Source organism: Methylosinus sporium, from assembly GCF_003113265.1.
GTDB lineage: Bacteria > Pseudomonadota > Alphaproteobacteria > Rhizobiales > Beijerinckiaceae > Methylosinus > Methylosinus sporium.
Map to the genome: position 1 here is coordinate 30,307 of NZ_PUIV01000024.1, position 26,348 is coordinate 56,654.

General features: G+C 65.5%; 26 protein-coding genes and 1 riboswitch. Of the genes, 12 read left to right on the plus strand and 14 right to left on the minus strand.

The genetic code is table 11. The annotated features are described in order from the left end of the window. Nucleotides 1-39: 39 nt before the first annotated feature. The 3 genes from C5689_RS13850 to C5689_RS13860 are packed head-to-tail and all read left to right on the plus strand — an operon-like array spanning nucleotide 40 to nucleotide 2,842. Complete coding sequence (locus C5689_RS13850; protein WP_108917856.1) at nucleotides 40-1,809, plus strand: Eco57I restriction-modification methylase domain-containing protein; 1,770 nt, start codon at nucleotides 40-42, stop codon at nucleotides 1,807-1,809. 39 nt (nucleotides 1,810-1,848) lie between these two features. Further along, nucleotides 1,849-2,466, plus strand: coding sequence for a Uma2 family endonuclease (locus C5689_RS13855; protein WP_108917857.1), 618 nt, complete (start codon nucleotides 1,849-1,851; stop codon nucleotides 2,464-2,466). A 4-nt stretch (nucleotides 2,467-2,470) separates the two neighbouring features. Then, nucleotides 2,471-2,842 (plus strand): DUF983 domain-containing protein, encoded by a 372-nt coding sequence (locus C5689_RS13860; RefSeq protein WP_108917858.1) that lies wholly within the window; start codon nucleotides 2,471-2,473, stop codon nucleotides 2,840-2,842. A gap of 21 nt (nucleotides 2,843-2,863) precedes the next feature. On the opposite strand, the gene C5689_RS13865 is transcribed toward C5689_RS13860, so the two are convergent. From C5689_RS13865 to xoxF5, 5 genes are all read right to left on the minus strand, one after another. Further along, the gene (locus C5689_RS13865; RefSeq protein ID WP_244594706.1) at nucleotides 2,864-5,329 is read right to left on the minus strand and encodes a TonB-dependent receptor; all 2,466 of its coding nucleotides are present in this window, start codon (nucleotides 5,327-5,329) and stop codon (nucleotides 2,864-2,866) included. A gap of 143 nt (nucleotides 5,330-5,472) precedes the next feature. Beyond that, the gene (locus C5689_RS13870) at nucleotides 5,473-6,045 is read right to left on the minus strand and encodes a PQQ-dependent catabolism-associated CXXCW motif protein (RefSeq protein WP_108917859.1); all 573 of its coding nucleotides are present in this window, start codon (nucleotides 6,043-6,045) and stop codon (nucleotides 5,473-5,475) included. After that, entirely contained in the window at nucleotides 6,042-6,938 is an 897-nt protein-coding gene (locus C5689_RS13875) for a substrate-binding domain-containing protein (RefSeq protein ID WP_108917882.1), read from the minus strand. The genes C5689_RS13870 and C5689_RS13875 overlap by 4 nt, the downstream gene beginning before the upstream one ends. Nucleotides 6,939-6,952: 14 nt before the next feature. Continuing rightward, nucleotides 6,953-7,432 (minus strand): c-type cytochrome, methanol metabolism-related, encoded by a 480-nt coding sequence (locus C5689_RS13880; RefSeq protein ID WP_108917883.1) that lies wholly within the window; start codon nucleotides 7,430-7,432, stop codon nucleotides 6,953-6,955. Between the two features lie 137 nt (nucleotides 7,433-7,569). After that, nucleotides 7,570-9,405, minus strand: a complete 1,836-nt coding sequence (xoxF5, locus tag C5689_RS13885) for a lanthanide-dependent methanol dehydrogenase XoxF5 (RefSeq protein WP_108917860.1) — start codon at nucleotides 9,403-9,405, stop codon at nucleotides 7,570-7,572. Between the two features lie 311 nt (nucleotides 9,406-9,716). Between xoxF5 and C5689_RS13890 the strand changes: the two genes are divergently transcribed. Together C5689_RS13890 and C5689_RS13895 are read left to right on the plus strand one after the other, a co-directional pair. Next, entirely contained in the window at nucleotides 9,717-10,640 is a 924-nt protein-coding gene (locus C5689_RS13890; protein ID WP_174800222.1) for a quinoprotein relay system zinc metallohydrolase 2, read from the plus strand. Between the two features lie 51 nt (nucleotides 10,641-10,691). Further along, entirely contained in the window at nucleotides 10,692-11,540 is an 849-nt protein-coding gene (locus tag C5689_RS13895) for a quinoprotein dehydrogenase-associated SoxYZ-like carrier (protein WP_167398725.1), read from the plus strand. Here C5689_RS13895 and C5689_RS13900 read toward each other — a convergent pair. The 6 genes from C5689_RS13900 to C5689_RS13925 all read right to left on the minus strand — a co-directional run bounded on the left by C5689_RS13900 (nucleotide 11,506) and on the right by C5689_RS13925 (nucleotide 17,154). After that, nucleotides 11,506-12,153, minus strand: a complete 648-nt coding sequence (locus C5689_RS13900) for a thiamine phosphate synthase (protein ID WP_108917861.1) — start codon at nucleotides 12,151-12,153, stop codon at nucleotides 11,506-11,508. The genes C5689_RS13895 and C5689_RS13900 overlap by 35 nt on opposite strands. Beyond that, on the minus strand, nucleotides 12,150-12,950 hold the full coding sequence (locus tag C5689_RS13905) for a thiazole synthase (protein ID WP_108917862.1): 801 nt from the start codon (nucleotides 12,948-12,950) through the stop codon (nucleotides 12,150-12,152). The genes C5689_RS13900 and C5689_RS13905 overlap by 4 nt, the downstream gene beginning before the upstream one ends. A 7-nt stretch (nucleotides 12,951-12,957) precedes the next feature. Next, nucleotides 12,958-13,107 (minus strand): sulfur carrier protein ThiS, encoded by a 150-nt coding sequence (gene thiS / locus C5689_RS13910; protein WP_244594707.1) that lies wholly within the window; start codon nucleotides 13,105-13,107, stop codon nucleotides 12,958-12,960. Then, a complete protein-coding gene (locus tag C5689_RS13915; protein ID WP_108917864.1) occupies nucleotides 13,076-14,137 on the minus strand; it encodes an FAD-dependent oxidoreductase in 1,062 nt (353 codons plus the stop codon). The genes thiS and C5689_RS13915 overlap by 32 nt, the downstream gene beginning before the upstream one ends. 27 nt (nucleotides 14,138-14,164) lie before the next feature. Continuing rightward, nucleotides 14,165-14,313: riboswitch (TPP riboswitch) on the minus strand. A 55-nt stretch (nucleotides 14,314-14,368) separates the two neighbouring features. Continuing rightward, complete coding sequence (locus C5689_RS13920; RefSeq protein WP_108917865.1) at nucleotides 14,369-16,657, minus strand: glycosyltransferase family protein; 2,289 nt, start codon at nucleotides 16,655-16,657, stop codon at nucleotides 14,369-14,371. Nucleotides 16,658-16,743: 86 nt separating this feature from the next. Then, entirely contained in the window at nucleotides 16,744-17,154 is a 411-nt protein-coding gene (locus C5689_RS13925; protein ID WP_108917866.1) for a winged helix-turn-helix transcriptional regulator, read from the minus strand. 77 nt (nucleotides 17,155-17,231) lie between these two features. On the opposite strand from C5689_RS13925, the gene C5689_RS13930 reads away from it, so the two are divergent. After that, nucleotides 17,232-17,849, plus strand: a complete 618-nt coding sequence (locus C5689_RS13930; protein WP_108917867.1) for an FMN-dependent NADH-azoreductase — start codon at nucleotides 17,232-17,234, stop codon at nucleotides 17,847-17,849. A gap of 125 nt (nucleotides 17,850-17,974) precedes the next feature. On the opposite strand, the gene C5689_RS13935 is transcribed toward C5689_RS13930, so the two are convergent. Next, nucleotides 17,975-18,169 (minus strand): hypothetical protein, encoded by a 195-nt coding sequence (locus tag C5689_RS13935; RefSeq protein ID WP_108917868.1) that lies wholly within the window; start codon nucleotides 18,167-18,169, stop codon nucleotides 17,975-17,977. Between the two features lie 210 nt (nucleotides 18,170-18,379). Between C5689_RS13935 and mch the strand changes: the two genes are divergently transcribed. The 5 genes from mch (at nucleotide 18,380) to fae (C5689_RS13960) (ending at nucleotide 22,610) form a co-directional block, all read left to right on the plus strand. Next, nucleotides 18,380-19,357 carry a methenyltetrahydromethanopterin cyclohydrolase gene (gene mch, locus C5689_RS13940; RefSeq protein ID WP_024881061.1) on the plus strand — a complete coding sequence of 326 codons (978 nt, stop codon included), beginning with the start codon at nucleotides 18,380-18,382 and terminating at the stop codon, nucleotides 19,355-19,357. Continuing rightward, entirely contained in the window at nucleotides 19,311-20,282 is a 972-nt protein-coding gene (locus C5689_RS13945) for a RimK family alpha-L-glutamate ligase (protein WP_108917869.1), read from the plus strand. The genes mch and C5689_RS13945 overlap by 47 nt, the downstream gene beginning before the upstream one ends. Then, nucleotides 20,275-21,138, plus strand: a complete 864-nt coding sequence (locus C5689_RS13950; protein ID WP_108917870.1) for a triphosphoribosyl-dephospho-CoA synthase — start codon at nucleotides 20,275-20,277, stop codon at nucleotides 21,136-21,138. Before C5689_RS13945 ends, C5689_RS13950 begins: the two co-directional genes overlap by 8 nt. Before the next feature lie 137 nt (nucleotides 21,139-21,275). Further along, the gene (gene fae / locus C5689_RS13955; RefSeq protein ID WP_108917871.1) at nucleotides 21,276-21,785 is read left to right on the plus strand and encodes a formaldehyde-activating enzyme; all 510 of its coding nucleotides are present in this window, start codon (nucleotides 21,276-21,278) and stop codon (nucleotides 21,783-21,785) included. 258 nt (nucleotides 21,786-22,043) lie between these two features. Then, nucleotides 22,044-22,610 carry a formaldehyde-activating enzyme gene (gene fae / locus C5689_RS13960; protein WP_108917872.1) on the plus strand — a complete coding sequence of 189 codons (567 nt, stop codon included), beginning with the start codon at nucleotides 22,044-22,046 and terminating at the stop codon, nucleotides 22,608-22,610. A gap of 251 nt (nucleotides 22,611-22,861) precedes the next feature. Here the strand turns inward: fae (C5689_RS13960) and C5689_RS13965 are convergent, their stop codons facing one another. Together C5689_RS13965 and C5689_RS13970 are read right to left on the minus strand one after the other, a co-directional pair. Then, nucleotides 22,862-23,578, minus strand: a complete 717-nt coding sequence (locus C5689_RS13965) for a HisA/HisF-related TIM barrel protein (protein ID WP_108917873.1) — start codon at nucleotides 23,576-23,578, stop codon at nucleotides 22,862-22,864. Nucleotides 23,579-23,745: 167 nt separating this feature from the next. Then, complete coding sequence (locus C5689_RS13970; RefSeq protein WP_108917874.1) at nucleotides 23,746-24,348, minus strand: TetR/AcrR family transcriptional regulator; 603 nt, start codon at nucleotides 24,346-24,348, stop codon at nucleotides 23,746-23,748. Between the two features lie 101 nt (nucleotides 24,349-24,449). Between C5689_RS13970 and C5689_RS13975 the strand changes: the two genes are divergently transcribed. Beyond that, nucleotides 24,450-25,877: a coniferyl aldehyde dehydrogenase gene (locus C5689_RS13975; RefSeq protein WP_108917875.1), complete on the plus strand. Its 1,428-nt coding sequence runs from the start codon at nucleotides 24,450-24,452 to the stop codon at nucleotides 25,875-25,877. Nucleotides 25,878-26,348: the final 471 nt, after the last annotated feature.

A 26,348-nucleotide genomic window follows, 5' to 3' on the forward strand; every position in this document is an offset into this window, starting at 1 on the left:
TCGCCGCTGTAAGCGACAACAGTCGGCGCATTCGCATTCATGGATGAATCAGTCTCCCGAGAACGGCTTTCCGAAGGACGCAAGCGCCGCGGCGTCGTCTACACGCCCGCCCCCATCGCCCGTTTTCTCGTCGCCCGCACCATTGCGCTGTCGCTCGACGAGCGGCGCGCGGCGCTCCTCGTGCAGCATGGCGGATGCGAGACGCCCGCCTTCTGGCGCGCATGGCTCGACGCTCTTCGTTCCTTCAAGATCATCGATCCCGCCTGCGGCGACGGCGCGCTTCTCGACGCCGCCTTCGACGAAATGGCGCGACGCTATGAGGAGATTACGTTCGGCGCCATGATCGCGCTCGATGCGGCGCGCGAGACGATCGCCAATAATCTCTTCGGCATGGACATAGATGCGCGCGCGGTGGAAGCCGCCCGCCGCGCGCTATGGAGCCGATGCCCGCAGATCGCTCTCGATCCAAACAATCCGCACGACAATTTGCGCGTCGGCGACAGCCTCATCGACGATATTGCGGCGCGCGGCCGCTTCGATATCGTCATCGGCAATCCGCCCTATGTGCGGATGGAATATCTGAAAGCGGCGAGGCCCCATCTCGCGAAACATTACGCCGTCGCCGCCGAGCGCGCCGATCTCTACGCCTATTTCTTCGAGAAAGGCGTGCGCTTGCTGAAAGACGGCGGACGGCTGGGCTTCATCTCCTCGTCGAGCTTTTTCCGCACCGGCGCCGGCGAGACTTTGCGCCGCTTCCTCACTGCCAATGCAACGATCGAAAGCGTCGTCGATTTCGGCGATTTGCGCGTCTTCGACGGCGTCGTCACCTATCCGGCGATCGTGACGCTGAGGAAGTGCGCCGAGCGCGGCGATCTATCCTTTCTGCTGTTGAAGGATCGCGCGCCGCAGGACCTCGAATCGGAGTTTGCGGAGAATGCGCGGCCCATGCCGCAGGCGCGGCTCGGCGCCGCCTTCTGGCGCTTCGAGGAAGAGGCGCTGGCGCTGCTGCGCGACAAGATCGCGCGGGGCCGCAAGACGCTGCACAAGGTCTATGGATCGCCGCTCTGGGGGATCAAGACGGGGCTCAACGACGCTTTCGTCATCGATGGCGCGACGCGCGACGCGCTCGTCGCCGCCGATCCGCGCAGCGCCGAGATTTTGAAGCCCTATATGCGCGGCGCGAGCATCGGCCGCTGGCGCAGGGCGAGCGAGGACTGGCTCGTCGATGCGCCGAAAGGCGCTTTCGACATTGCGGAATATCCGGCCGTGGAGGCATGGCTCACGCCTCTGCGCTCGCGGCTGGAGCGCCGCGCCACGCGACAAAAATGGTTCGAGCTGCAGCAGGCGCAGCTCGCCTATCGCGCCGGCTTCGCGGCGCCGAAGATCGTCTTTCCGGACATTTCGCAAGGGCCGAAATTCGCGCTCGACGAAAGCGGCGGCCTCATCGACGCCACCTGCTTCTGTCTGCCCTGCGCCGATCTCGCGCTGCTCGCCTTTCTCAATTCACGGCTCTGCTGGTTCCTGCTGCATTCGGTGTCCAATCCGCTGCGCGGCGGCAAATGGCGGCTGCGGCTGAAGGCGCAATATTTGGAGCCGCTGCCGCTGCCCGACTTCGACCCGCAGGCCGCGGACCGGCTCACGGCGCTGGCGCGCGCCAATTGCGATGCGGCCGCCGACCCCGACGATGCCGAGCGCCTCGCCGAGATCGAAATCCGGGAGAGGGAGATCGATGCGATCGTCTACGATCTCTTCGGCTTGTCCGCGGCGGAGGCGGAATTGCTGGAAGCCTCGCTCGCCGGCCAATATTGACACGCGAAATCCCGCCGGGATTGCGCTATATTGCGCTGCATGAACCCGCATCTGCGCCCGATCGGCCTTCCGCTCGAGACTCAGGCCGCCGAGGGACTCCCCCGGCGCTGCTGGAGCGTGGCGGAAATCGAGGAGATGCTGCGCGCCGGCATCATCGATGACGACGAGCGGTTCGAGCTGATCGGCGGGGAGGTCGTGCCAATGTCGCCCAAGGGCGCCCGACACGAATGGGTGAAGATCGCGGTTAATCGCTTCCTTATCAAGGCAGCGCCCCCACATCTCGAGGTTGCCCCGGAAACGACGCTGCGCCTCGACGCCCGCACTTTCGTCGAGCCGGATTTCTGCGTCTTTCCACGCGGCCTCCCGCTGACGGCCCTCGACGGGCCGGCGCTGCTGCTGGCGATCGAGATCGCCGATTCGAGCCTCGCCTATGACAAGGGCCGCAAGATCGGCGTCTACGCCGCTTTCGGCGTGCGCGAGGTCTGGGTCGTCGACGCCGTGCGGGCCGTGACCTTCGTTCATCGCCGGCTGGGCGCGGCGGGCTATGCCGAGATCGTCGAGCTCGCCGGCGGAGCGCGCCTCGAGCCCATGCTCGCGCCCGAGCTCTCCTTCAGCCTCGCCGAACTCGGCGTAACGCCCGGCGCGGAAACGCAGTGATCCCATGACGCCGACGACGATCGCCCGGCCCTCGACGACCACCGCGCTGCTGCGCGGCTTTCTGCGCAAATGCCCCCGCTGCGGGCAGGGCGCGCTCTTCGACGGCTATCTGAAGCGCGCCGACGCCTGCCCGCATTGCGCGGAGAGTTTCATCGGCGTCGACGCCGATGATGGCCCGGCCTGGCTCACCATCGGCGTCGTCGCCCATATTATCGTGCCGCTGCTCATATTTCTGGAGACGCGCGGAACGCTGTCCTACGGCGCGGAGGCGGCGCTGGTGCTGTCCGCGACCGTCGTCTCCACCCTGCTGCTGCTGCCGCTCTGCAAAGGCTTTTTCATCGCGGCGGTGTGGGCGTTGGCGAGAAAGGCCGGCTGATCGCCTCGCGCCGATCCTCGATCAGAAAAACTTCACGCGCAGCGTGCCGCCGACAGTCCGCACCGTGTCGGGCAAGCCGATCGTCGTCGGACTGGTCGCCGTGCCGGGACTGAAAGAGGTGGCCGGCCGGACGTCCGCAATGTTCTTCGCCCAGACGTTGAGGCTGTAGCGGTCGTCGTCGGTGCGAACGCCGAAGCCGAGGTTGATCAAAGCGTAAGCGTCTTGCCAATAATGAATGACCGCGGTCGGGTCCGTGAGCTCGGATTTGTCGCGCCAGGCGACATTGGCGTAGGTGAATCCGGTGACAGGACGATTCGCCCAATCGCCGAGGCCGTCGAAAATCACGCCGAGCGGACGCTCGTAGTTGAAACCCACGTTGAAGGCGAACGTCGGCACATCGTTGAAGCGCGAATGCGACCTCGACACCTGGGTCGGCGCCGCCACGGCTCCGCCGCTCCATGTCCAGGCGGCGTCGAGCGGAGCATCGTCGAAGTCGATCCAGCGCGGCTCGGTGATGGCTCCGGCGAAATTCACCCACAGGCCTTCATAGGCGTTCCAGCGGCCGTCGAACTCGAAGCCGCGCAGGCGGGCGTGCTTGGCCGTGCCGAGATAGGTCTGCCGCGTCGGCACGCCGTTGGCGTCGACGACGGAGGTGTCGACGAAATTGGTCTGGAAATTATAGAGATCGTTCCAATAGAAATTGGCATTGATGATCAGCGTCTCGTCGAACCAATTGGTCTTGACGCCGATCTCATAGTCCCATGAGATCTCGGGTTTGGTGATGACGGGCTGGAACTTCTGGAACACGCCGCCGACGAATATGGCCTGCGCGCCGGTGTTGACGGCGCCCGCCTTCTCGCCGCGTCCGACGAGACCGTAGAAAGTCACATTCTCGGTCGCCTTGTATTGCGGATTGAAAATGCCGGTGAGCGCGTTTAGCGTCGCCTTCTGTCCGCCTGTGTCGTAGAAGCGCTGCCCGCCGCCGGCGACGATCGCGTCGACCTGCTCGACGATCGTGCCATTGCCCGGAACGATCGTGTTCCAGCTGAAATTGGAGCCCGAGCGCACCTCCCAGCTGTCGCGGAGCCCTAGGGTCAGGCTGAACTGCTCGTCGATATGATAGGTGGCGTTGCCATAGGCGGCGATCTGCAGGTCTCGCGCCTTGCCGTCGCGATTGTTGGTCATGTCGCGCAGCAGACGCGGTGCGCTGAACCAAGCCGCGGCGTCCGAGCCGAAATTCGTGTAGGACCGGTTCCAGACATATTCGTAGAAGGAGAAAAGGCCCACCTTCCACTCCAGTGGCTGATCCTCGGGGGAGGAGAGTCTGAACTCCTGGGAGAACTGCTCCACATAGGTGTTCGAGGCGGTGTTGGTGATCTCGGTCAGATTATTGCCGCCGGTGTTGCGCGGCAGCAGGCGGAACTTGCCGAAGGCGGTGATAGACGTGAAAGTGTTCCGGCCGACCTCGACGTTCAGCTCGTTGGAGACGAGATGCTGGCGCTCGTCGAGCGTGCCGAGCCTGGTGTTGAGCGACTTGTAGGGATCGAGCGTCAAGACCGAGCGCCCCAGCCGGCTCTGGAGATTTTGGAAATAGCTGCGGGCCGGCGTCGTGCCATTGGCGTAGATCAACGACGTGTCGCCGATCGGACCGCTGGCGCTGTTGTTGTATTCGTGCGAGGCCGAATAATTGAAAATCAGCCGGTCGGTGAAATTCTCGCCGACATAATAGAGCTGCCCGCGCACGCCCCAACGATTGTCGCCCGGCATGCTCGCGCCCGATATCTGATCGAAGAAATAGCCGTCGCCCTTGTCGTAATAAGCGGCGATGCGATAGGCGAGCTTGTCGTCGATGATCGGCCCGGTGGCGTTGAACTGCTGGAGAACATGCAGATGATTGCCGAACTGGGTCTCGAAGACTTCTTTGCGCTGGAAGGACGGAAGCTGCGTGCGGATCACGATGGAGCCGACCGTCGTGTTCTTTCCGCCATTCGTTCCCTGCGGGCCGAGTGCGACCTCGAGCGATTCGGTGTCGATGAAATTCGCCCATTGGAAGCCGACATGCTTCAGGAACACATTGTCGACCATGAAGCCGGTGTCGAACTCCGATCCGTCGCCGGCTCCCGCGCCTTTGGCGACGCCGCGGATCGCCGGACGCGAGGTGCGTGGATTGCCGAGGCCCGGATTGTAGCTCGGCAGTTTTTGGGCGAAATCGCGCAGATTGTAGAGCTGCTCGCGCTCGGCGGTCTTGGGATCGACGACGACGATCGGACGCGGGATTTTCAACACCTCGACCTTTCGCTTCGACAATTCACCCGGGAGCCCCGGGGCGCCGGCTCCGACGACGACATCGGCGATTTGCGCCTCCTCGGCGCGCGCGAGAGCGGCGACGGCCGCGGCCAAAGCGAGCGCGGACGACATGGTCAGCATCGCGCGCAGAAGCGCGGGGTAGGCGAGGAAGCAGCGGCGCGGCGCGAGTTCGAAAGTCATGAAGGCCCCCATATATATCTATAATCATACTAGATAAATATATTTATGTAACGCGTGCAAGCACGAATCGTCTGCAGTGACGCGTTCGATGTCGGCCGCTCGCTTCGTCCAGCGAGGCTATTATCCCATCACTGCAACAGGATTTAGTCCGGGCGCAGCGCCGGCTCGCGCAGCTCCAACGGATGGCCGGCGGCGGACCAGCCATCCGTGCCGCGAGAAAACCAGGAGACATTCGAATAGCCGAGCGCGAGCGCCCGCTTGGCGGCGTTCCACGACATCCAGCAATCGGCGAGGCAATAGAAGACGAGCGGCCGGCTTTTGTCTTCGGCGGTCGCCCTGGCGAGGCCGCTTTCGAAATAATGCAATGCGGCCGGCGCCAATTCGCCATAGCCGGTCTCGGGAAGCCAGACGCTGCCCGGAATGTCGAAACGCGGCTTGTCGCGCCAGACGGCGTCGGGCGGCAGGCCGGCGGGCCTCGGCGGGCGCGGCAGAACATCGACGAAAACCGCCGCCTTGTCCCGCCAGATCGCGAAAGCCTGCGGCGTGTCGATGACGCGGGCGCCGCGCAGAGTGGCGGGAACGGCCGCGCGAAAATCCGACATCCTGTAGCCGTCGGGCTCCGGGACGGTCTCGGCGGCCGCCGCCGTCGCGGCGAGCAGCGCGAGGCCGATCGCGGCGACGACCCCACGGGCGCCGGTCGGCCGCCGCCGCGTCATGGGGCGGGCGTGACCGGGGCGGGCGTGATCGGCGCGTCCGCCTCGTCGATCATCGGCACGCCGAAATCGGCGAGCAGCCTGTCGATCTCGTTCTGATTTTGGGCGATGAGCCGATTGAGCTCGCGTTTCCATTCCTGGTCGGAATGGCGCACCCCCATGGCGATGCGAAAGCTCATGCGCGCGCCCTTGTCCCCCGAAAGCAGCGCCAGCTTCAGCCGGCCCGCGGATTTTTTCGCATGATAGCCGGCGATCGGCCCCCAGAGAATAGCGACGTCGATCGCGCCGCTTTCGAGATCGCGGATCATATCGGCGCCCGGCGCGTCGACGCGCGTGTCGACGACGAGCGGATAGGGCTTCACGGCTCCGAGCAGGCCATAGCGCGCCAGAAGATTGCCCGGCGGCGTGTTGGCGACGAGGCCGATACGCTTGGCCTCGGCGAGGCGCGGATCGGCGAGAGAGGTCAGCCCCTCGAGGTCGGAGCCGGCGCGATAGACCGCCGCATAGGAGGTTCGGTAATAGGGATTGGTCGGCTGAACGAGATCGTCGCCCTGCGGCATTCCCATCACCACATCGCACAAATGCGCATTGAGCGTGTTGCGGATGAAGCCGGTCGCGCCCGGATAATAGGAATAGGCGAGATCCTTGCCGAGCTTCTTGGCCAGCAACGCCGCCAGCCGATTCTCGAAGCCGTCGCCGGCGCGGTCGGAGAAGGGCAGATTGCTGGGATCGGCGCAGACGCGCAGAACTTTGGGATCGACGAGTTCGATCGAGCCGCGCGCGTCATCGGCGGCGCCCCGAGGGCGCGCGACGAGCCCCGGCGATTGGGAATGGGCAGGGGCCGTCGCGAGCAGGCTCGCGACGGCGACCAGGGAAAAAGCGAGACGGCGCGACATGGCGCGCGCGGACGCTATTTGGCGCTCATGCACTTCGATTCGGCCTCGGCGAAAGCCGCGGGCTTCTCGGCCTTCTTCTCTGGACGACCGCGGCCGACCGCCTCGGTCGAGCGGGCGCGGATGTAGATGTAGAGGTCGTCGATATAGCACATGGCGTTCTTATTGTCGGCGAAAGCCGGCATGACGCTGTCATTGCCCGCCTGCTTGTTCTCGCGACCGCCGACGACGATGCCGTAGAATTCTTCATAGTTGAAGTTCTTCAGCGAGTTCTTCAGCGCCGGAGCATAGGTCGAGCCTTCGGCGTTGGGGCCGTGGCAGACGTGGCATTCGGCATGATAGCGGCGATAGCCGGAGAAAGTGTACCAGTCGACCGTGCCGTCCGCCTGCACCTTATAGGTCGGCTTGCCCTGGGCGTCGAACCACTTGCCGTCCACTTCCTTGACCGCGGTCGGGTCTCCCGGCGCTTCGGCGCGCGCGGTCGTTCCAACACCCATGAAGACGCTCAGGGCGAGGGCCCCGACGAGCGGCAGTCTCATTACTCCATCCTCCAGCTTTCCATCCACTTAAACACGAGGCGCCCGGCGACGCGCCACGGGGCGTTCGCCGAGCGCCAATCTTATTTTTGGCCTTATCAGTTCGCCGGAGCGACGATCGGCAGCGCGTAGTCGGGCAGAGCGAAGACGGTCAGCACGCCGCCGAGGGCGGTGTAGTCGGACAGCGCCTTATAGCCGCCGACCGCGCCGAGGCCTTCATTGCTCTTGGACAGGCCGGCCGCGAGGCCGATGCCGGCCCAGCCGCCGACGCCGGACAGAACCGCGACATACTGCTTGCCCTTGTGCTCATAGGTCATCACATTGCCGATGATGCCCGACGGAGTCTTGTACTTATACAGCTCCTTGCCGGTCTTGACGTCGACGGCCTTCAGATAGCCCTCGAGCGTGCCGTAGAAGGCGAGACCGCCGGCCGTGGTGACCGTGCCGGACCAGACCGAGAACTGCTCCTTGTTGGACCAGACGATCTTGCCGACGCGAGCGTCCCAAGCGATGAAATTGCCCATATTGGTGTCGCCGGGCGGCGGGAACATCTCCAGCGTCGCGCCGACATAGGGCTGACCCGCCGTGTAGCTGACGCGGAAGGGCTCATAGTCCATGCAGACGTGGTTGGTCGGCACATAGAACAGGCCGGTGTCCGGGTTGAAGGACGCGGGCTGCATGTCCTTGGAGCCGAGAGCCGCCGGGCAGACGCCCTTGGTGTTGACGTCCTCGCCGTTCTGCTGCGTCGAATATTTCGACACGACGAGCGGACGGCCATAGGTCTTGGAGTTCTTGTCCATGTCGACCTTGGTCGCCCAATTGACGGCCGGGTCATATTTCTCGGCGACGAGCAGCTCGCCGGTCACGCGGTCGAGCGTGTAGCCGAAGCCGTTGCGGTCGAAGTGGACGAGCGTCTTGCGCTTGGCGCCGCCGATCGTCTGGTCGGCGAGGATCGTCTCATTGATGCCGTCATAGTCCCACTCGTCGTGGGGGGTCATCTGATAGACCCATTTGGCGACGCCGGTATCGAGATCGCGCGCCCAGATCGTCATGGACCAGCGATTGTCGCCGGGACGCTGAGACGGGTTCCAGGTCGAGGGATTGCCCGAGCCGTAATAGACGAGGTTCAGCTCCGGGTCATAGGAATACCAGCCCCAGGTCGTGCCGCCGCCGATCTTCCACTGATCGCCTTCCCAGGTGTTCAGGCCCGAGTCCTTGCCGACCGGCTTGCCGAGATGGGTGGTCTTCTCGCCGTCGATCAGCGTGTCGCTGTCCGGGCCCATGGAGTAGCCGCGCCAGGCGAGCTTGCCATCGGCGACATTATAGGCCGTGATGCTGCCGCGCACGCCGAACTCGCCGCCGGCGATGCCGACGAAGACCTTGTCCTTGAAGACATGCGGAGCGGCGGTCGAAGTGGCGCCCTTGGACGGATCGCCGTTCTTCACCGACCAGACCAGCTTGCCGGTCTTGGCGTCGAGAGCGACGAGGGTGGTGTCGGCCTGGGCGAGGAAGATCTTGCCGTCGGCATAGGCGAGGCCGCGGTTGACCGTGTCGCAGCACATCACCGGAACGACGCTCGGATCCTGCTTGGGCTCATACTTCCAGAGGATCTTGCCTTCGTTGTTGAGGTCGAGAGCGTAGACGATATTGGGGAAAGGCGTATGCAGATACATCACGTCGCCGAGGACGAGCGGGGCGCCTTCGTGGCCGCGCAGCACGCCGGTCGAGAAGCTCCAGGCGGGAGCCAGCTTGCCGACGTTCTCGGTGGTGATCTGCTTCAGTTTCGAGTAACGCAGATTGGCGTAGTCGCCCGTCGGCGACACCCAGTCCTTCGGGTTCTTCTGGAGCTCGAGAAGCGCGTCGGCGGCGTTCGCCACGCCGGCCCCGAACAGCGCGAGAATCCCCACCGAAGTCGACAACAACAGCTTATGCATGAGCTTTTCCTCCTGACGACATCACCGTGCGAAAGGCCCGGCGACGCCGCCGACATCGCGCCTTTTCGACGCCCTAAGGCTTTGGGAAGCCGTTTCCTCGTTTTTGCCACGTCGATCAGACGGAACGCCGCGCCCGCAGCCCCGCCAACATCTCCGTCGAGACGCCTTCCGGTTCCCGGCCGGAAAGCCTCTTTTAGGTCGGAAACGGCGGGATAATATGTCGCACAGAATTGAAGCGCAATCCCCAAAACAAGTTCCCGACTTTCCTGATTTCGTGCGTGAAACCGGCGAAAAGCGAGGCTGAAAAACCGATGCTGCAATGCACTATTCGACGGCTCGCCATCGCGTGTCTCTGCCTCGTCGCGAGCGGCGCGAAAAGCTTCGAGCTGACCGAGATCGCGCCCGGCGTCTTCGTCCATCAGGGCGAGACCGCTTTGATGTCTCGCGACAACTTGGGCGGTATCGCCAATCTCGGGGCGATTGTCGGCGAAGAGGCGATCGCTGTCATCGACACCGGCGGCAGCCGCGCCGAGGGGGAAGCGTTTCTCGCTGCGTTGCAGCAGCGCTCGACCAAGCCCATCCGCTATGTGATCGACACCCATGTCCATCCCGATCATATTTTCGGGAATATTGCCTTTCGAGACACGGGAGCCGTCTTCGTCGGGCACAAGAATCTTCCCCGCGCCATGGCGGCGCGCGGCCCGCATTATCTCGCTTCGTTTCGCGAGACGATGGGAACGCTGCTCGACGATGTGAGTCTGGTCCCGCCGACCCTCACCGTCGAGCGCGAGACGACACTCGATCTCGGCGGCCGCAAAATCGTGCTGAAAGCCTGGCGCACCGCTCACAGCGATAGCGACCTCACCGCGCTCGATCCGCAGAGCGGCACGCTCTTTACCGGCGATCTGCTGTTTTTGCAGCATGTTCCGATCGTCGACGGCAGCCTTTTGGGCTTTCTCTCCGTCATCGACGAATTGCGCAAGATCGAGGCGGCGCGCGTCGTTCCGGGCCATGGGCCGGCGGTCGCCCCCTGGCCGCAGGCGCTCGCCGCGCAAAAGGCCTATCTCGACCATCTCACCCGCGATTTGCGCGCCTCTATCGCCAAGGGCGAGAGTCTCGCGCGCGCGGCGGCGGCCGCCGGCCGCAGCGAAAAGCCCAATTGGCTTTTGTTCGAGGATTATCACACGCGCAACGCCACGGCCGGCTTCGCCGAGCTGGAATGGGAGGCCCCTTGAGCGGCCCGCGCGCGGGGCGCTATGGTTTTAAAAAGCGCCGGAGGAAGCCAGATGAGCCCTTGGACCGCGAGCCTTCAGGCTCGCAAATCGCCGAATGAGAGCGAGCCTCGAGGCTCGCGGCCCGGTCTCCTTCGTGTCGCGACGGCGGCGGCCCTCTTTTGGGCCGGCGCGGCGCTGGCCCAGGAGCCCAAGATCGATCCCTGGCCGGGCCTCGTCACCGATATTTTCCACGACCGCGCGATAAAGGAGCATGAGGGCGTCGTCGCGCTCGATGCGCCGAAGCGGGCCGAGGACGCCGCCATCGTGCCGATGACGATCACCCTCCTCGAGCCGGGCCTGCGCGCGGCGACGCTGGTCATCGACGAGAATCCCATGCCCATGGCCGCCGCCTTCTCCTTCGGCGTGGGCGCCGGCGTCGCCAAGATCGAGACGCGCGTGCGCGTGAATTCCTACACCAATGTGCATGTCGTCGGCCAAACGGCCGATGGCGCGCTGCATTCGGTGGCGAAATTCGTGAAAGCCTCGGGCGGCTGCTCGGCCCCGGCGATCAAGGATCAGGACGAGGCCGCCGCCAATCTCGGCAAGATGAAATATCGCGAGTTCACGAGCGAGACCCCCGCGCTGCGCGAAGCGCAGATCATGATCCGCCATCCCAATAATTCGGGATTGCAGATGGACCCGATCACCCGCGCCTATCTTCCCGCCCATTATGTCGACAAGGTGGAGGTGCGCCAGGGCGAGGCGCTGATCTTCTCCATGGAGGGCGGAATTTCCCTGTCCGAGGATCCGAGCTTTCGCTTCGCCTACAAGCCAAATGGCGCCAAGGTGATGCGCGTCGAGGCGCGCGACAATCAGGGCAATGTGTTCAAAGGGGAGTGGCCGATCGGCGGGGCGTCCTGAGGCGCTTTTCGTCCGTCGCCTCCACCCACTCGCGGGCGCGCGCCTCCGGCTCCGAGGCGCGCAATATATCGGTGACGACGCAGGCGCTGTCCGCCCCCGCCGCCAGCGCCGCGCGGGCGCGCTCCGGCGTCAGCCCGCCGATGGCGACGAGCGGAATCGCGCCGATGCGGCGTTTCCAGACGCCGATCTTTTCCAGCCCTTGCGGGGTGAAGGCCATTTGCTTCAGCAAGGTCGGATAGATCGGCCCCAGCGCGACATAATCGGGAGCGAGCGCCAACGCCCGTTCCAGCTCCGCCGCGTCATGCGTGCTGACGCCGAGCCTTATGCCATGGGCGCGGATCGCGGCGATATCGGCCGTGTCGAGATCGCCTTGGCCGAGATGCACGAAATCGCAGGAAAGATCGATGGCGAGCTGCCAGTAATCATTGACGACGAGCTGCGCGCCATGGGCGGCGCAAAGGTCGCGAGCGCGGGCGATCTCCGCGCGCAGCGCCGCCTCCTCACGATCCTTGACGCGCAATTGCACGAGCCGCACGCCGCAAGGCAGCAGCCGCGGCAGCCAATCGGCGGAATCGACGATGAGATAAAACGGGTCGAGCGAAAACGCGCTCATGCCTCGAATCCGTCGCCGAAGGCGCGGCCGAGCACGGGCGTCGAGGGCGCCGCCATGTCGCGCGGCTCCATCAGGCCGGAGAGATAGGCCGCCCGGCCCGCCTCTATGGCGAGCGAAAAGGCCCGCGCCATGGCCACCGGATCGCCGGCGCGCGCCACCGCCGTGTTGAGCAGCGCCGCGTCGAAGCCGAGCTCCATGACCGCCGCCGCCTGCGAGGGCGCGCCGAGGCCGGCGTCGACGATCAGCGGCGTATCGGGAAAATGCGCGCGCAGCGCTCTGAGGCCGAAGAGATTATTGATCCCGCGGCCGGAGCCGATCGGCGCGGCCCAGGGCATCAGCACGCGGCAGCCGGCGTCGAGCAGCCTCTCGGCGACGACGAGATCCTCGGTCGTATAGGGAAAGACGCAAAAGCCGTCGTCGCTGAGGATGCGCGCCGCCTCCACCAGGCCGAAGACGTCCGGTTGCAGCGTGTCCTCCTCGCCGATCACCTCGAGCTTGATCCAGCTGGTTCCGAACAGCTCGCGCGCCATTTGCGCGGTGGCGACGGCCTCCTTGGCCGTGCGGCAACCGGCTGTGTTGGGCAATACGCGCACGCCCAGCTCGCGAATGAGCCGCCAAAAGCTCTCGCCCGCGCGCGAGCCCCCGGCCTCCCGCCGCAGCGAGACGGTGACGATCTCCGCTCCCGCCGTGCGGATCGCCTCGGCGAGAATGGCGGGCGAAGGATAGCGCGCCGTGCCCAGCAGGAAGCGGGAGGATAGTCTCGCATCATAGACGACGAGGTCGTCGGACTTGCCCATTAAACCTTCACCCTCCCTGCCGCGGCGTGACGATCTCGACCGTATCGTCCTCGACCAGCAGCGTCTCGCCGCGATCCTTGCTGCGCACGAATTCCTGGTTGACCGCCGTGGCGACGGTCTGCTCGCTAAAGCCCAATTCCTCGATGAGGCGCTCCAATGTCGGCGCCTCGACCTCGAGCGTCTGTCCATTCACCCTGATTCGCATTCATGACCTCCGGGAAGATCTCGCCCGCGAAGAGAAAACGCGCGACGCGACGCGCCAGCGCCGGCGCCAGAAGAAAACCATGCCGATAGAGCCCGTTCACATAGAGCGTCCGGCCCTGCCGCGAAATGCGCGGCAGATTGTCCGGAAATGCCGGCCGCACATCCGAGCCCGTCTCGACGATCTCCGCCTCGGCGAAAGCAGGATGAATGGCGAAAGCCGAATTGACCAGCTCGACGATGGAGCGCGCGGTGACGCGCGAGCGCTCCTCATTCTCGATCATCGTCGCGCCGATCATGAACACGCCCTGCCCGCGCGGCACCACATAGACCGGATGACGCGGATGCAACATGCGGACGGGGCGGGACAATTCGATCTCCTCGCTGCGCAGCACCAGCATCTCGCCCTTGACGCCGCGCAGCTCCGCCAGTTCGCCGCGCGCGGCGAAGCCGCGGCAATCGACGATCCAATCCGCCTGCGGAACCGAATCGGCGCAGAGCCGGATGCGGACATTGTCCATTGTCTGCAAACGTTCGAACAGCGCCCGCATCGCCGCGCGCGGCTCGAGATGCGCCTCCTCGCGAAAATAGAGCCCGCTCGAAAAGCGCCCGGCCAGCGCCGGCTCCAGCGCCGCGAGAGCGTCCGCGTCCAGCCGCTCGAACCGCCGGGTGCGGCGGGAGAATTCGGTCAGCTCGGCGCGGTCGCGCGGCGGCGCGATGACGAGGCTGCCGGCGATTTTCGCGACGGGAATGTCCCTGGTCCAGAAGGCGAGCGCCTCCTCGCCGAGCGTCGCCACAATGGGCTCGGCGCTCTCCAATTCGCACCAGGGCGCGATCATGCCGCCGGCGTAATGCGAGCAGCCGCGGCCGGGTCCGTCGGCTTTCTCGATCAGCTCGACCTCGGCGCCATGGGGCGCGCCGGCGCGGGCGATCTCGAAAGCCGCAGTCAGGCCGGCGACGCCGGCGCCGATCACGCCGATCAGCATCGATGCGCCCCGGTAGGGCCGAGGAAAATCAGGAACATGCGGCCTCCCTACGCCAGCGCGAACTGGATCAGGTTCGAAGGGTCGCCGAGCCGCTTTTTTAAAAAAAAGCTCTTCGGCCTCTCAGCCTCTTGCCGCGCGCAGAGCGCGCCGGCGGCGAGGCTCCCCCGGGCGTTGCGAGAGTCGCGCAGGAATGGCGATGCGTCAAGCGGGGCCGCAACGGCTAGACGCCGGCTAGCCCCCGGATCGCCCCGTCAGCCGCCGCCACAGGCTGAGAAACGGCCGATAGACGAACCGCACCTCATGCCTGCCCTGCGGCGCGGCGACGGCGCGGAACATCACATTGGCGCGCATGATGTCCGCCGGCTCGCCGTCGATCTGCGCCGTCCAGGACGGATGAAAAATATCGTTCAGCACCACATAGCCGCCGCCCTGCGGAACATCGGCGTCGATGATTACCTCCGTATTGCCGTAAGAGCGGATGCGCGCGCCGCTCGCCTCCCCCGGCTCGGGGCGCGAATGCCGGCAGACGGGCGGCTCCTCGAGAAGCACGCTGGCGCGATAGTCGAGATCGGGCCACACGCCATCCTCGATCATCTGCGCGAAATCGACGCGCGTGGCGCAGGTCGCGAGCAGCACGCGCGGCAACGCGCGCTTGTTCTCATAGACATAAGCGTCCTTGGTGCGCGCGATGAATTCGAGATCGCCCGGCTTCAAATTCTTGTCGATCTCCTCGATCGGAACGCCGGTCGCGATGAAGCGCAGCCCGATGAGATCGGCGAGCGTCGAGCGATAGGAGGGATAGAGCTTGGAGAAAACGCGCTGCTCGGGCAGAGCGAGATGATCGCCGACGCCGGTCGCCTCCTCGAGCAGGCGCAGCCGCACCGGGTTGTAGCCGAACTCCTGGTCGAAGCCATGCACCAGCGAGGCGTTGGGCCAGTGGAAATCTATGCCCGCGAGCTCGACGCGATCGCGCCGGTCCGGCGCCGCCGTCGCCGCGAGACGCGCCCGCAGCAGAGCGATCGTGTCGTTTTGCGTGTCGGCGCGCAGCACGTCGAAATTCTGCGGCGGCAGCGCGGTCGATTCATTGGGCCCGTTGTTGAAGGCGAGATCGAGCGTCATCGTCGCGCCGACGGCCGCGAGCAGCGCATAGCGGCGCATGGCGAGCTGCGGCGCGAAGGCGATGACGAGAAAGGCCAGCGCGGCGAAGCCGGCGCTCTCGGCGAGCGGCAGGAGCGCCGCGGAAAGATGATCCTTGCTCCAGGCGAGCGCAATGGCGAGCGCAAATAGCGCGGCCAGCGCCGCCGTGAGGAAGCGCAGCGGCGGTCTGCTCGGCGCATTGGCGACGACGTTGAGGCCGAAGCCGGCGAGAATGGCGAGCACGGCGCAGAGCGGAAAGGTCGCGTCCGCCGGGCGGCGGAAGAGATCGACTCCCGGAATATGGAACATCAGCGCAAAGGCCGGCGTGAAGCGGCCGAGCGCATAGAGCAGCAGCGCCAGCGCTGCGGCGGTGAAAAAGCTTATCTCGCGATTGGACGGCAGGCCGTGGCGCGTCAGAGCGATGAGCGAGACCAGAGGCAGCGCGCCCATATAGACGTCGCACATATTGCGCGCGAGAAAGAGATCCGGCGAGCCGAAGACGAGCGCCGGCGGACCCCAGAAATTCGCGAGCGGACCATCCGTGCCGAAGAGATTGGCCGAGACGAAAGTGAGCAGCGCCGCCGGATGCAGCGAGCCGCGCAAGGCGCCCGCGAGATCGATGGCCGGCCGATTGGATTGCGACGCCAGCTCCATCGTCAGCGAGAGCGGAACGATGATGATGGCGACGCCGCAGGCCGCGCCGGCGACGAGCGGCGCGATGGCGGTGGAAATCTTCGCGTCGTCCGAGAAGACGCGAAAGACGGCGTAGGCCGAGAGGACGAGCACTTCGAGAAAAGCGACCTGATCGCGCCCGAGCACGAGAAAGGCCGCCGCCACGCCGGCATAGGCGCCCCATTGCGCCGAGCGGCGATCGAGCGCACGCGCGAGCAGAAAGAGCGTCACCGGGAACCAGGCGAGGCTCATCACCTGCCCCGTATGCTGAATGCGCCAGGCGGCCGAGCCGCCGAAAGCGAAGGCGAGCGCGCAGAGCAGCGCGCCTTCCGCCGAGAATTTGCGGTCGCGGAAATAGGCGATGAAGGCGAGCCCGCCCGTCGCCAGCATCGCGAAGACGATTGCATCCTCGAGCGCGAAAGAGGGTTCGGGAACGAGCCAGGCCGCGATGAGGAAGAAGGGTGAGAAGATCAGCGATTGCGGATCGGCGAGCTGCGGCGAGCCGGCGAAGACATTGGGCGTCCAGAAGGGCGATTGGCCAGAATGCAGCGCATGGGCGAGAAAGGCGAATTGCGGCTGGAAATGCGCCTTGGCGTCCCAGGGGACGGTGACGCGGCCGGACAGCCACGGAAAAGCGAGAGCTACCGCCGCCGCCAGAAAGACGAGCGCAGCGGCGCCATAGGAAACAGTGGTCTGCGGACGCTCGGTCACTCTCGGCTCACTCCGACGAATCTCGATCACGCGGCATTGCGCATGATTTTTTCAAAAGCGCAAAGGAGAAGGCCGCGCTGGCGCGCTCACGCGCCGACGGCGCGCTGCGGCCGCGGCGCAGCGGCCTGCTTTTCCGCCTCGCCGTCGAAACGGCGCCGCGATTCCTCGATGGTTTCGACATTCTCGAGCGCCCAGTCACCCAGCCGATGCAGCGGCTCACGCAGAGAGCGGCCGAGCGGCGTCAGCTCATAATCGACGCGGGGCGGGATGGTCGGAAAGACGGTGCGCGTCACGAAGCCGTCGCGCTCGGCCGCACGCAGCGTCAGCGTCAGCATACGTTGCGAAATGCCGCCGATGCGCCGCCGCAGCTCGTTGAACCGCAAAGGCCCGTTCCCGAGCGATTCGACGACCAGCACGGTCCATTTGTCGCCGATGCGCGATAGAATGGCCGCAATACGCCCGCATTGGGCAGGAACATGAATGTGACCGCGTTCCAAAAATGTGCCTCCTTGCGCGCCGTCGCGACAGGGAGCAACCTAGCCTAAGTTACCTCTTTATACCAGGAGCGAGCCGCATGACCCGCCTGTTGCACATCGATTCGAGCATTATGGGAGAAAAATCGCTCAGCCGCCGCCTCACCGCCGAGCTGGTGGAGAAGCTGCGCGGCGACATCCCCGGCCTCGAGGTCGCCTATCGTGACGTCGCCGCCGCGGCGCCGCCCATGCTCTCCAGCGCTCTCTTTTTCGCTCGCGGGGCCGGGACGGAGCCGGAGGACGCCGCGCTGCGGGCCGAGCTGTCCACCGCCCGCGACATTCTCGAGGAGTTTCTCGCGGCCGATATCGTCGTGATCGGCGCGCCAATGTATAATTTCTCCATTCCCACGCAGCTTCGCGGCTGGATCGACCATCTCGTCGTGCCCGGCAAGACCTTCGCCTATACGGCCGCCGGGCTTCAGGGCCTCGTGACCGGCAAGCGGCTCATCGTCGTCTCGACGCGCGGCAGCCTCTATGCGGGGAATGAGGCGCTTTCGGCGCAGGACCATCAGGAGGCCTATTTGCGCACCACCTTCGGCAATCTGGGCGTCACCGATTTCGCCTTCATCCGCGCCGAGGGCGTCGGCCTCGGCCCGGCGCAGAAGGAGGAGGCGCTCGCTTCCGCCCGCCGCGACATCGCCGCTTTGGCGGCCGCCTGAGCAAAAAAAAACGGCCCCACGGGCGAACGTGGGGCCGCGACCTGAAGGGGAAATGACTACGTCCTAGAATTCCGCACGACCGCCGGAAAAGCGGCGACTCGCGACGCCACACGCAACCGACGCGATCAATCGAACACGGAGCCCAGCGCCGCTCCGATGAGACCGAAAACCACTGCGCTGGCGAGAATGGCCGGGCCGCCCAGCAGGCCGTAGCCCACCACGCCGCCGATGACCGCCGCTATGCCGCCGACGATCAGCTTGCCCGTGTAATTGTCCTTCTTGCCGGCCTCGCCGGACTTTTCCGCGATATTGTCGGCCATTTGCGCTGCTCCTCGAGAAGGGTGAGCCCTCGACGCCGCATCACGGCTCCTCTCCTAGCAGGCGCGTGTAATGCTCTCGTGAGAGTCTCTTGACGGGGAAGTGACAGGCCTTTCGCCCGGCGCGGCTTTCGCCGGGGACGAAAGCTTAGTAAAGTCGCGCCGCAATTTCGGCCGGCGCGGGGAGCCGGTCCCCAATCGAGGACAAAAGACGTGACAGGGACATTGGATACGAGCGGGCGCGCCACGGCGAGCGTCAATGCGCTGGCGGGCGAGATCGTCGACAGACTCGTCGCGGGCGCGGAGCGCTATCGCCTCGCCGTTTCGCGCGGAAGCCTCGGAGAGCTGCTGATCGACGCCGGCGCCAAGGTGGCGGGCGGCATAGACGCCGGCCTTCTGCTCACGGAGATCTGCCTCGGCGGCCTCGGCAAGGTTACGCTCTCGCCGGCGCCCGGCCAGAAGAACTGGCCCTTCTGGCTCACCGTCTCCAGCAATGACCCGGTCGTCGCCTGCCTCGCCAGCCAATATGCCGGCTGGAGCCTCAGCCACGAGAAATTCTTTGCGCTCGGCTCCGGCCCCGGCCGCTCGCTGGCGCGCAAGGAGGCGCTGTTCCAGGAGCTTCCTTATAAGGACTCCGCCGATCGCTCGACCATCGTGCTCGAGGCCGGCGCGCCGCCGCCGGAGGCCGTCGTGGCCAAGGTCGCCAATGATTGCGGCGTCTCTCCCGACAAGCTCGCCTTCGTCTATGCGCCGACGCAGAGCCTCGCCGGCAGCGTGCAGGTCGTCGGCCGCGTGCTCGAGGTGGCGCTGCACAAGGCGCATGAGCTGAAATTCCCGCTCGAGCATATTGTGGACGGCATAGCCACCGCGCCGCTCTCGCCGCCTCACCCGGATTTCGTCACGGCCATGGGCCGCACAAACGATGCGATCATCTATTCCGGCCGCGCTCATCTCTTCGTGCGCGGATCGGCGGCGGCGGCCAAGGAGCTGGCCGAGAAACTGCCGAGCTCGACCTCGCGCGACTACGGACGGCCTTTCGCGGAAATTTTCAAAGCGTATAAGGGCGACTTCTACAAGATCGACCCCAGCCTGTTCTCGCCCGCCGAGGCGATCGTGACGGCAGTGGAGACAGGCGAGACTTTCCGTGGCGGAGCCATCGACGAAAAACTGCTCGAAGCCTCTTTCGGCTGAGCCCGCGCGCCCCCGTGAGGGGGCGCCGCGCATCGCGATCTTCACCGACGAGCTCGACTGGCATGTCGAGCGCCTCATCAAGGGCTTCGCGCGCCATGGCGCGCGGGCCGTTCCCGTGCGGCTTTCCGCCTGCAAGATCGACACGACGCGGCCGCAGCACATCGCCATTCCTGGCTTTCACGGCGGCCTGCCGGACGCCGCCGTCGTGCGCGCGATCGGCGACGGCTCGCTGGAGACGGTCACGCTGCGGCTCGGCGTGCTGCACGCGCTCGGCGCGCTCGGCGTTCCGCTGGTCAATAGCGCGCGCGCGATCGAGCGCTGCACCGACAAATCCGCGGCGAGCTTTCTGCTCGCCGCCGCGCGCATTCCGACGCCCGCGACTTTCGTGACCGGCTCGCGCGCCGAGGCGCTGCGCATCATCCGCAGCGAATGCGGGCGCGCGCCGCTGGTGCTGAAGCCGCTGTTCGGCGCGCAAGGCTGGGGCCTCAAGCTCATCCGCCGCGAGGAGGATCTGCCGACGACGAAGGAAGCGCGCGGCGTCTTCTATCTGCAGCGCTTCGTCCCGCCGCGGGACGTCTGGTACGAAGATATGCGCATTCTCGTCTCCCATGGCGAGATCATCGGCGCGATGCGGCGGCGCTCGCGACGCTGGATCACCAATATCCGGCAGGGCGCAAAGCCGACGCCCTGCGAGCCGAGCGCGCGCGAGCGCGAATTGGCGCTGCGCGCCGCCGCCGCGCTCAGCGCGGATTTCGCCGGCGTCGACATCATCGCCGGCGCGGACGGCCTGCCCATGGTGCTGGAGGTCAATAGTATGCCGGGCTGGAGCGGGTTGCAGAGCGTGACCCCTTTCCAGATCGCCGAACGCCTCGCCGGCGACATAATGGCGGCGATCGGCGCCGCCGCGCGCCGCGCCAATGGCTGACGCGGAACAAATCGCGAGCGCCTTCATCGCCGCCTGCGCGGACGAACTCGCCGCGCCCAAGCCCGGCAATGTCCATATCTATGCGCCGGGCCATGGAATGGAGGCCGCGGATTTCATCGCCAGCGCGAAGGCCGCCGCGCCGCATATTTCCGCGCCGGGCGCGCGCGTCGGCGCCCGCATATCGGAGGCGGTGGAAGCGACCTGGACGCGCGTCGGCTGCAACACCAATCTCGGCATTATACTCTTATGCGCGCCGCTCGCTCACGCCGCCTCACGAGCGGGCGAAGGCTCTCTCGACGAAAAACTCGCGCGGACGCTGGAAGCGCTCGATTTTTCCGACGCCGATCTCGCCTTTCGCGCCATTGTGCGCGCCTCCCCCGCCGGGCTCGGCGCCGCGCCGCAGCACGATGTCGCCGCCCCGGCGCGCGTCTCCCTGCGCGAAGCCATGGCGCTCGCCGCCGATCGCGATCTCGTCGCAAGGCAATACGCCAACGGCTTTTCCGAGATTTTCGGCATGGGCCGCGAGGCGATCCGGCGCGCGCGAGAGAGAGGCCATGACAGAGAGACCACGACCCTGCTTCTCTTCATGACTTACGCGCGACATTTCCCCGATACGCATATCCAGCGGAAATTCGGCGAAAAAGTCGCGCGCGAGACCTTGACGCGCTTTCAAGAAGCGGCTTCTCTTATCGACGCCGTCGACGACAGAGACTCCATGTTCCGCATCGCGCTGGAACTGGATCGTTCTCTCAAAAAAAGCGGCTATAATCCGGGCGCCTGCGCGGACCTGACGGTCGCCGCGCTTTTTGTCGATTATCTGCTCGCCATCTTGCCGAACGTTCACAAAAATGGTTGAGTTCGCGCCGCGCGAGATGGTCTCGCGACCGGCTCGTCCGGCTCGGCCGCATTTCGGCCTGACGCCGGAGAGATGGGGGAGGCGCCCGCGCCGGCAGCCGCGCGGGCGACAAGTCGAGTTTATCGAAAGGAAGAAACATGGCCGTGATCAACAAGCTCCTGGTCGGCGAGTCGCTCGTCGGCGAAGGCAATGAAGTCGCTCACATCGACCTGCTGATCGGACCGCGCGGCAGCGCCGCCGAGACCGCCTTCGCCAATGCGCTGGTCAACAACAAGGACGGCTTCACCACGCTGCTCGCCGTCGTCGCGCCGAACCTGCTGGCCAAGCCGAACACGATCCTTTTCAACAAGGTCACCATCAAGAACGCCAAGCAGGCCGTTCAGATGTTCGGACCGGCGCAGGCCGGCGTCGCCAAGGCCGTCGCCGACTCCGTCGCCGAAGGCGTGATCCCGCTCGCCGAGGCCGATGACCTGTTCATCTCGGTCGGCGTGTTCATCCATTGGGAAGCCAACGACGACAAGAAGATCCAGGAGTACAACTATCAGGCCACCAAGGAAGCCATCGCGCGCGCCGTCAAGGGCGAGCCGAAGGCCGCCGAAGTCGTCGCCAAGCGCAACGACGTCAAGCATCCTTTCGGCGCCAACTGAGCTTTTGCTCGGTCGGCCGGCGAGCGACGGCGTGCATCCCGCGCGCCGCTGTCTCGCTGCGATGCGGCGCTCCGTCGCCGGATTTTCGAGGAGCCGTTCGCGGCTCCTCTTCGTCGACTCGAATTGAAGCGAATCGATCCGCGGTCGGCGCGTCACCAGTCGGCTTCCTGACGGAAGTTGCAGCGAGATTGGGGGGCCTCGCGCAGGCCGAGAACAACGCCGCCAAGGCGTGACGAACAGACCGAAAGGAAATCGAATATGGCTTCGATACTGGACAAAATTCTCGGCGCTCTCTTTCCGAAGGCCGGCGCCTCCTCCTCGACTCCGAAGCTGCTGGTCGGCGAATCGCTCGTCGGCGAGGGCAATGAGGTCGCGCATATCGACCTGCTGATGGGCCCGCGCGGCAGCTCCGCCGAGACGGCCTTCGCCAATGCGCTGGTCAACAACAAGGACGGCTTCACCACCCTGCTCGCGGTGGTCGCGCCGAACCTTCTGGTCAAGCCCTACACCATTCTCTTCAACAAGGTGACGATCAAGAACGCCAAGCAGGCCGTTCAGATGTTCGGCCCGGCGCAATATGGCGTCGCCAAGGCCGTCGCCGACAGCGTCGCCGAGGGGATCATCCCGATCGAGCAGGCCGAGGACCTCTTCATCTCGGTCGGCGTGTTCATTCATTGGGAAGCCAATGACGATCAGAAGATCCAGGAGTTCAACTATCGCGCCACGAAGGAAGCCATCGCCCGCGCGATGAAGGGCGATCCGAGCGCCTCCCGCGTCCTCTCCGAGCGCGTGACCGCCAAGCACCCCTTCGCCGCCGCCGAGTGAGGCGCGGACATATTTCGACCGATCAAAGAGGAGCCGCCGCCCGCGGCTCCTCTTTCTGTTTTGGCGGCGCTCATTTCCGCACGGCGCATTCATACGGTTCCGTCGGATTCGAATATCGCGAAACTCTGCAGCCGTCTTGACCGGGACGCGCCCGGCCAGGACGCCGTGGGGCGAGGAGCGTGTGCATTCGATAGGCGCGAGCGGGGAGAAGGAAGCGGCGATTCCGCGCCGAGCGATCAGATGAAAACGCATCACATGGCGCGACGCAGCTCCTGCGCCGACAGCCGCCCGTCGTGCAGCGCCGAGGCGACGAGAACGCCGGCGACGCCGATGCGCGCCAGCGCCTCGAGATCGCGCGTGTCGCGCAGCCCGCCGGCGGCGTAGATTTCCCTGCCCTGCGCGCGCCGCTCCAGCGACGACAAAAGCGCGAGATCCGGCCCGGCGAAGGCGCCGACGCGCGCCAGAGTCATGGCGATGAGTCGCGGCGGCCAGAGTTGCGGATCGTCCAGAAGCGCGCGCGGGCCGAGAAATTCATCGCCGCGAAAATCGAGCGAGAGAATCGCCCCCGTCTCCCGCGAGAGATCGGGCGCGACAGTCCGCGCGAGACTTTCGCTGCCGATGACGGGCGCGAGATTGGCGAGCTCGAAGGCTCGCGGTTTAGGCGCCGCATCGGACCGCGCGCCTCCGGGCGCGCTTTCGGCGCCACTATCGACCCAGAAACGGATTTGCGGAAAGCGCCGCGCCAGCGCCTCGATCGCCGCGCCATGATCGCCGCATCGCTCTATGGCGTCGAGATCGGCGATATAGATCGTATCGAAAGCAAAGAGCCGCAGAAATCCCGCGACGATCGCCTCCGGCGCGCTGCCGGCGGCGAGCGGCGTGACGATCGGCGCATAGGCGGCGCGCTCGCCGCGAAAGGCGCGCACGACATGGCCGGCTTTCAGGTCGATGACGGGGATGATCCGCATGAGGGCGCGTTATAAGGGATGACCGGCGCCCGAGCGCCGGCGGGGTCGCGGTTTGAATTTCCATGATGCGCTATGAGCCGTCATTCGAGTGAATTCCGTATCGCACATCGAGGTATTCATGCGTGGCGACTGGGTTGTTCCCGTGAGCGAGAAAGGTGGCGCGGCCGTTACTCCTCCAGACCTTCGAGCAAGGTAACGAGCGCCGCCTCGATGGCGTCCGGTCCGACTTTCTCCGGCCGGAGCAATCCGCCGATGGAAAGCATAGTAAGCCCGTGCACCAGCGCCCAGCATGTCGTCGCTTGGCCTTGAATAGCCCGTTTTCGCAAGACGCCTTCCCTCTGGCTGCGCTCCAGCGTTTCGAGCATGACGCCGAACGCGGCGAGCGCGCGTTCGCCCGAGTGGATGTCCGGCGCCTTGCCCGCATCCGCGCCGAACATCAGCCGGTAGAGCGCCGGACTGGAAGTTCCGAACCCGACATAAGCGTGCGCCAAAGTTAAGAACTCCTCGCGGTGCGAGGCGAAAGCGCCGCGTCTGGCCGCCGTCAGTTGTTCGCGGAGGCGGTCGAAGCCGAGCATGGCCATTTCAGCGAGCAGGGCGCCCTTGTCGGCAAAGTGCTTATAGGGAGCGGCATGGCTTACGCCAGCTCGACGCGCGACCTCTCGCAGCGTGAATTGCCACCCCTGCTCCTCGTCCAGCATGTCCATCGCCGTCTCGATAATCGTCCGTCTCAGATCGCCGTGGTGATACGGGCGCTCGGATGTCTCTTGCATGGCTCCTCGAAGTTGCCAGTGAAAACATATGTAGACACTGCCTACTTTTGGGCCTATGTCAATGGCGGGATGTTTTCGCTGTCAACATTGACGGAGGCGCCATGAACTCTTCTTCCGAAATCCGGACCGACGCCCGGTTCCGCGACATCTTCGCCCGTCAGCGCGCCGCCTTCCTGAACGATGGCCCGCCTCCGCTCGGCCGACGCCGGGCTGATCTGAAGAAGCTCAGAGCCGCCGTTATAGCCCGGCGACTCGCCATCGAAACGGCGCTGAACGCCGATTTCGGCCATCGCTCGCGGCATGAAACGGCGATGATGGAGATAATGACGCTGGTCATGGGCATCGACTATCTTCACCGCAATCTGCGCCGCTTCATGCGGCCGACGCGTCGGCATGTCGCGCTGTCTTTCCAGCTCGGCAGCGCGCGCATCGAGTATCAGCCGCTCGGCGTCATCGGCGTCGTGTCGCCATGGAACTATCCCTTCTCGCTGGCGCTGATGCCGCTGGCCACGGCGATTGCGGCCGGCAATCGGGCGATGATCAAGCCGTCGGAGCTCACGCCTACGACAAGCGATCTGCTCGAGACGCTGCTCGCGGATATCTTCCCCGAGGAGCAGGTGGCGGTGGTGACCGGCGACGCGGCGGTGGGCGCCGCCTTCTCCGCCCTGCCGTTCGACCATTTGGTGTTTACCGGCAGCACCGCCGTCGGGCGCGCGGTAATGAAGACCGCCAGCCAGAATCTCGTTCCCGTGACGTTGGAGCTCGGCGGCAAGTCTCCGGTCATCATCGGCAAGGGAGCTGCGCTCGATCACGCGGCGGCGGGCGTCGCCTATGGCAAACTCGCCAATGCGGGCCAAACCTGCGTCGCCCCGGATTACGCGCTCGTGAGCGAAGCCGACATCGACGCCTTCGTCGCCGCCTATGGCGCGGCGGTAGCCGCGCAGTATCCGGATGGCCCTTCGAGCGATGATTACACCTCCATCGTCAACGACCGACACTATGCGCGTTTGACCGGCTTGATCGATGACGCCCGCGCCAAAGGCGCGCGCATCATGGAGGTCGGACCGAGGCCGAACGAGGCGCGTAGCCGTCCGCACACTATGCCGCCGACGGTTGTCGTCGGCGCGACGGACGACATGGCGATCATGCAGGAGGAGATATTCGGCCCCATCCTGCCGGTGCTGCCCTATCGCGACATCGACGAGGCCGTCGCATACGTCAATGCTCGGCCGCGACCGCTGGCGCTCTACTATTTTGGCGGCGACGGCGAGGACCGCCGTAAGGCGTTGACGCGCACCACCTCCGGCAACGTCACGATCAACGGCGCTCTGATGCACTACGCGCAGGACGATCTGCCCTTCGGCGGCGTCGGGCCCAGCGGCATGGGCGCTTATCATGGCATAGAGGGCTTCCGTTCCCTCAGCCATGCCAAAGGCGTTTTCGACCAGGGTCGATGGAACGCGAGCACGCTTCTCCGCGCGCCCTTCGGACGAATCGCCGACAATATCCTCAGGCTGATGCTCCGTTAGGTCGTCCCGAAACGGCGCTGTCGGCGCGCGGGGGCGACGATCTACTGCAAAACTCTGCCGCCGTCCTGGCCGGGCTTGTCCCGGCCATCCACGCCGAGCGGCTGAGAAACCTTAGGAAAGTGTACCCGCTATCGATGGATTCGACCCGCTGTCGGAGGCCGCCGGAGCTTCGGCGCTGCGCCAAACTTCCACCATGCCTCGCGCGTGTTGGCGTGGATGGCCGGGACAAGCCCGGCCAGGACGCCGTGGGGCGAGGAGAATATGCGCATTCGATCGCCCTCGAGCCGGATAAGGAGAGGCGTTGGCGTCCGGCCACCACGGGTCTTCCATTCTCGGCCCTTGACATATCCTGAAAATATTCCTATCTCTCCCTCGCTCCCGCTGACGCAAGGGCGCGTTTCTCGGGTCAGGGAACGCGGGCGGGGGCCGGCTCCATCCGGGACGGCGACCCCCGTCCATGGACAGGCGGCG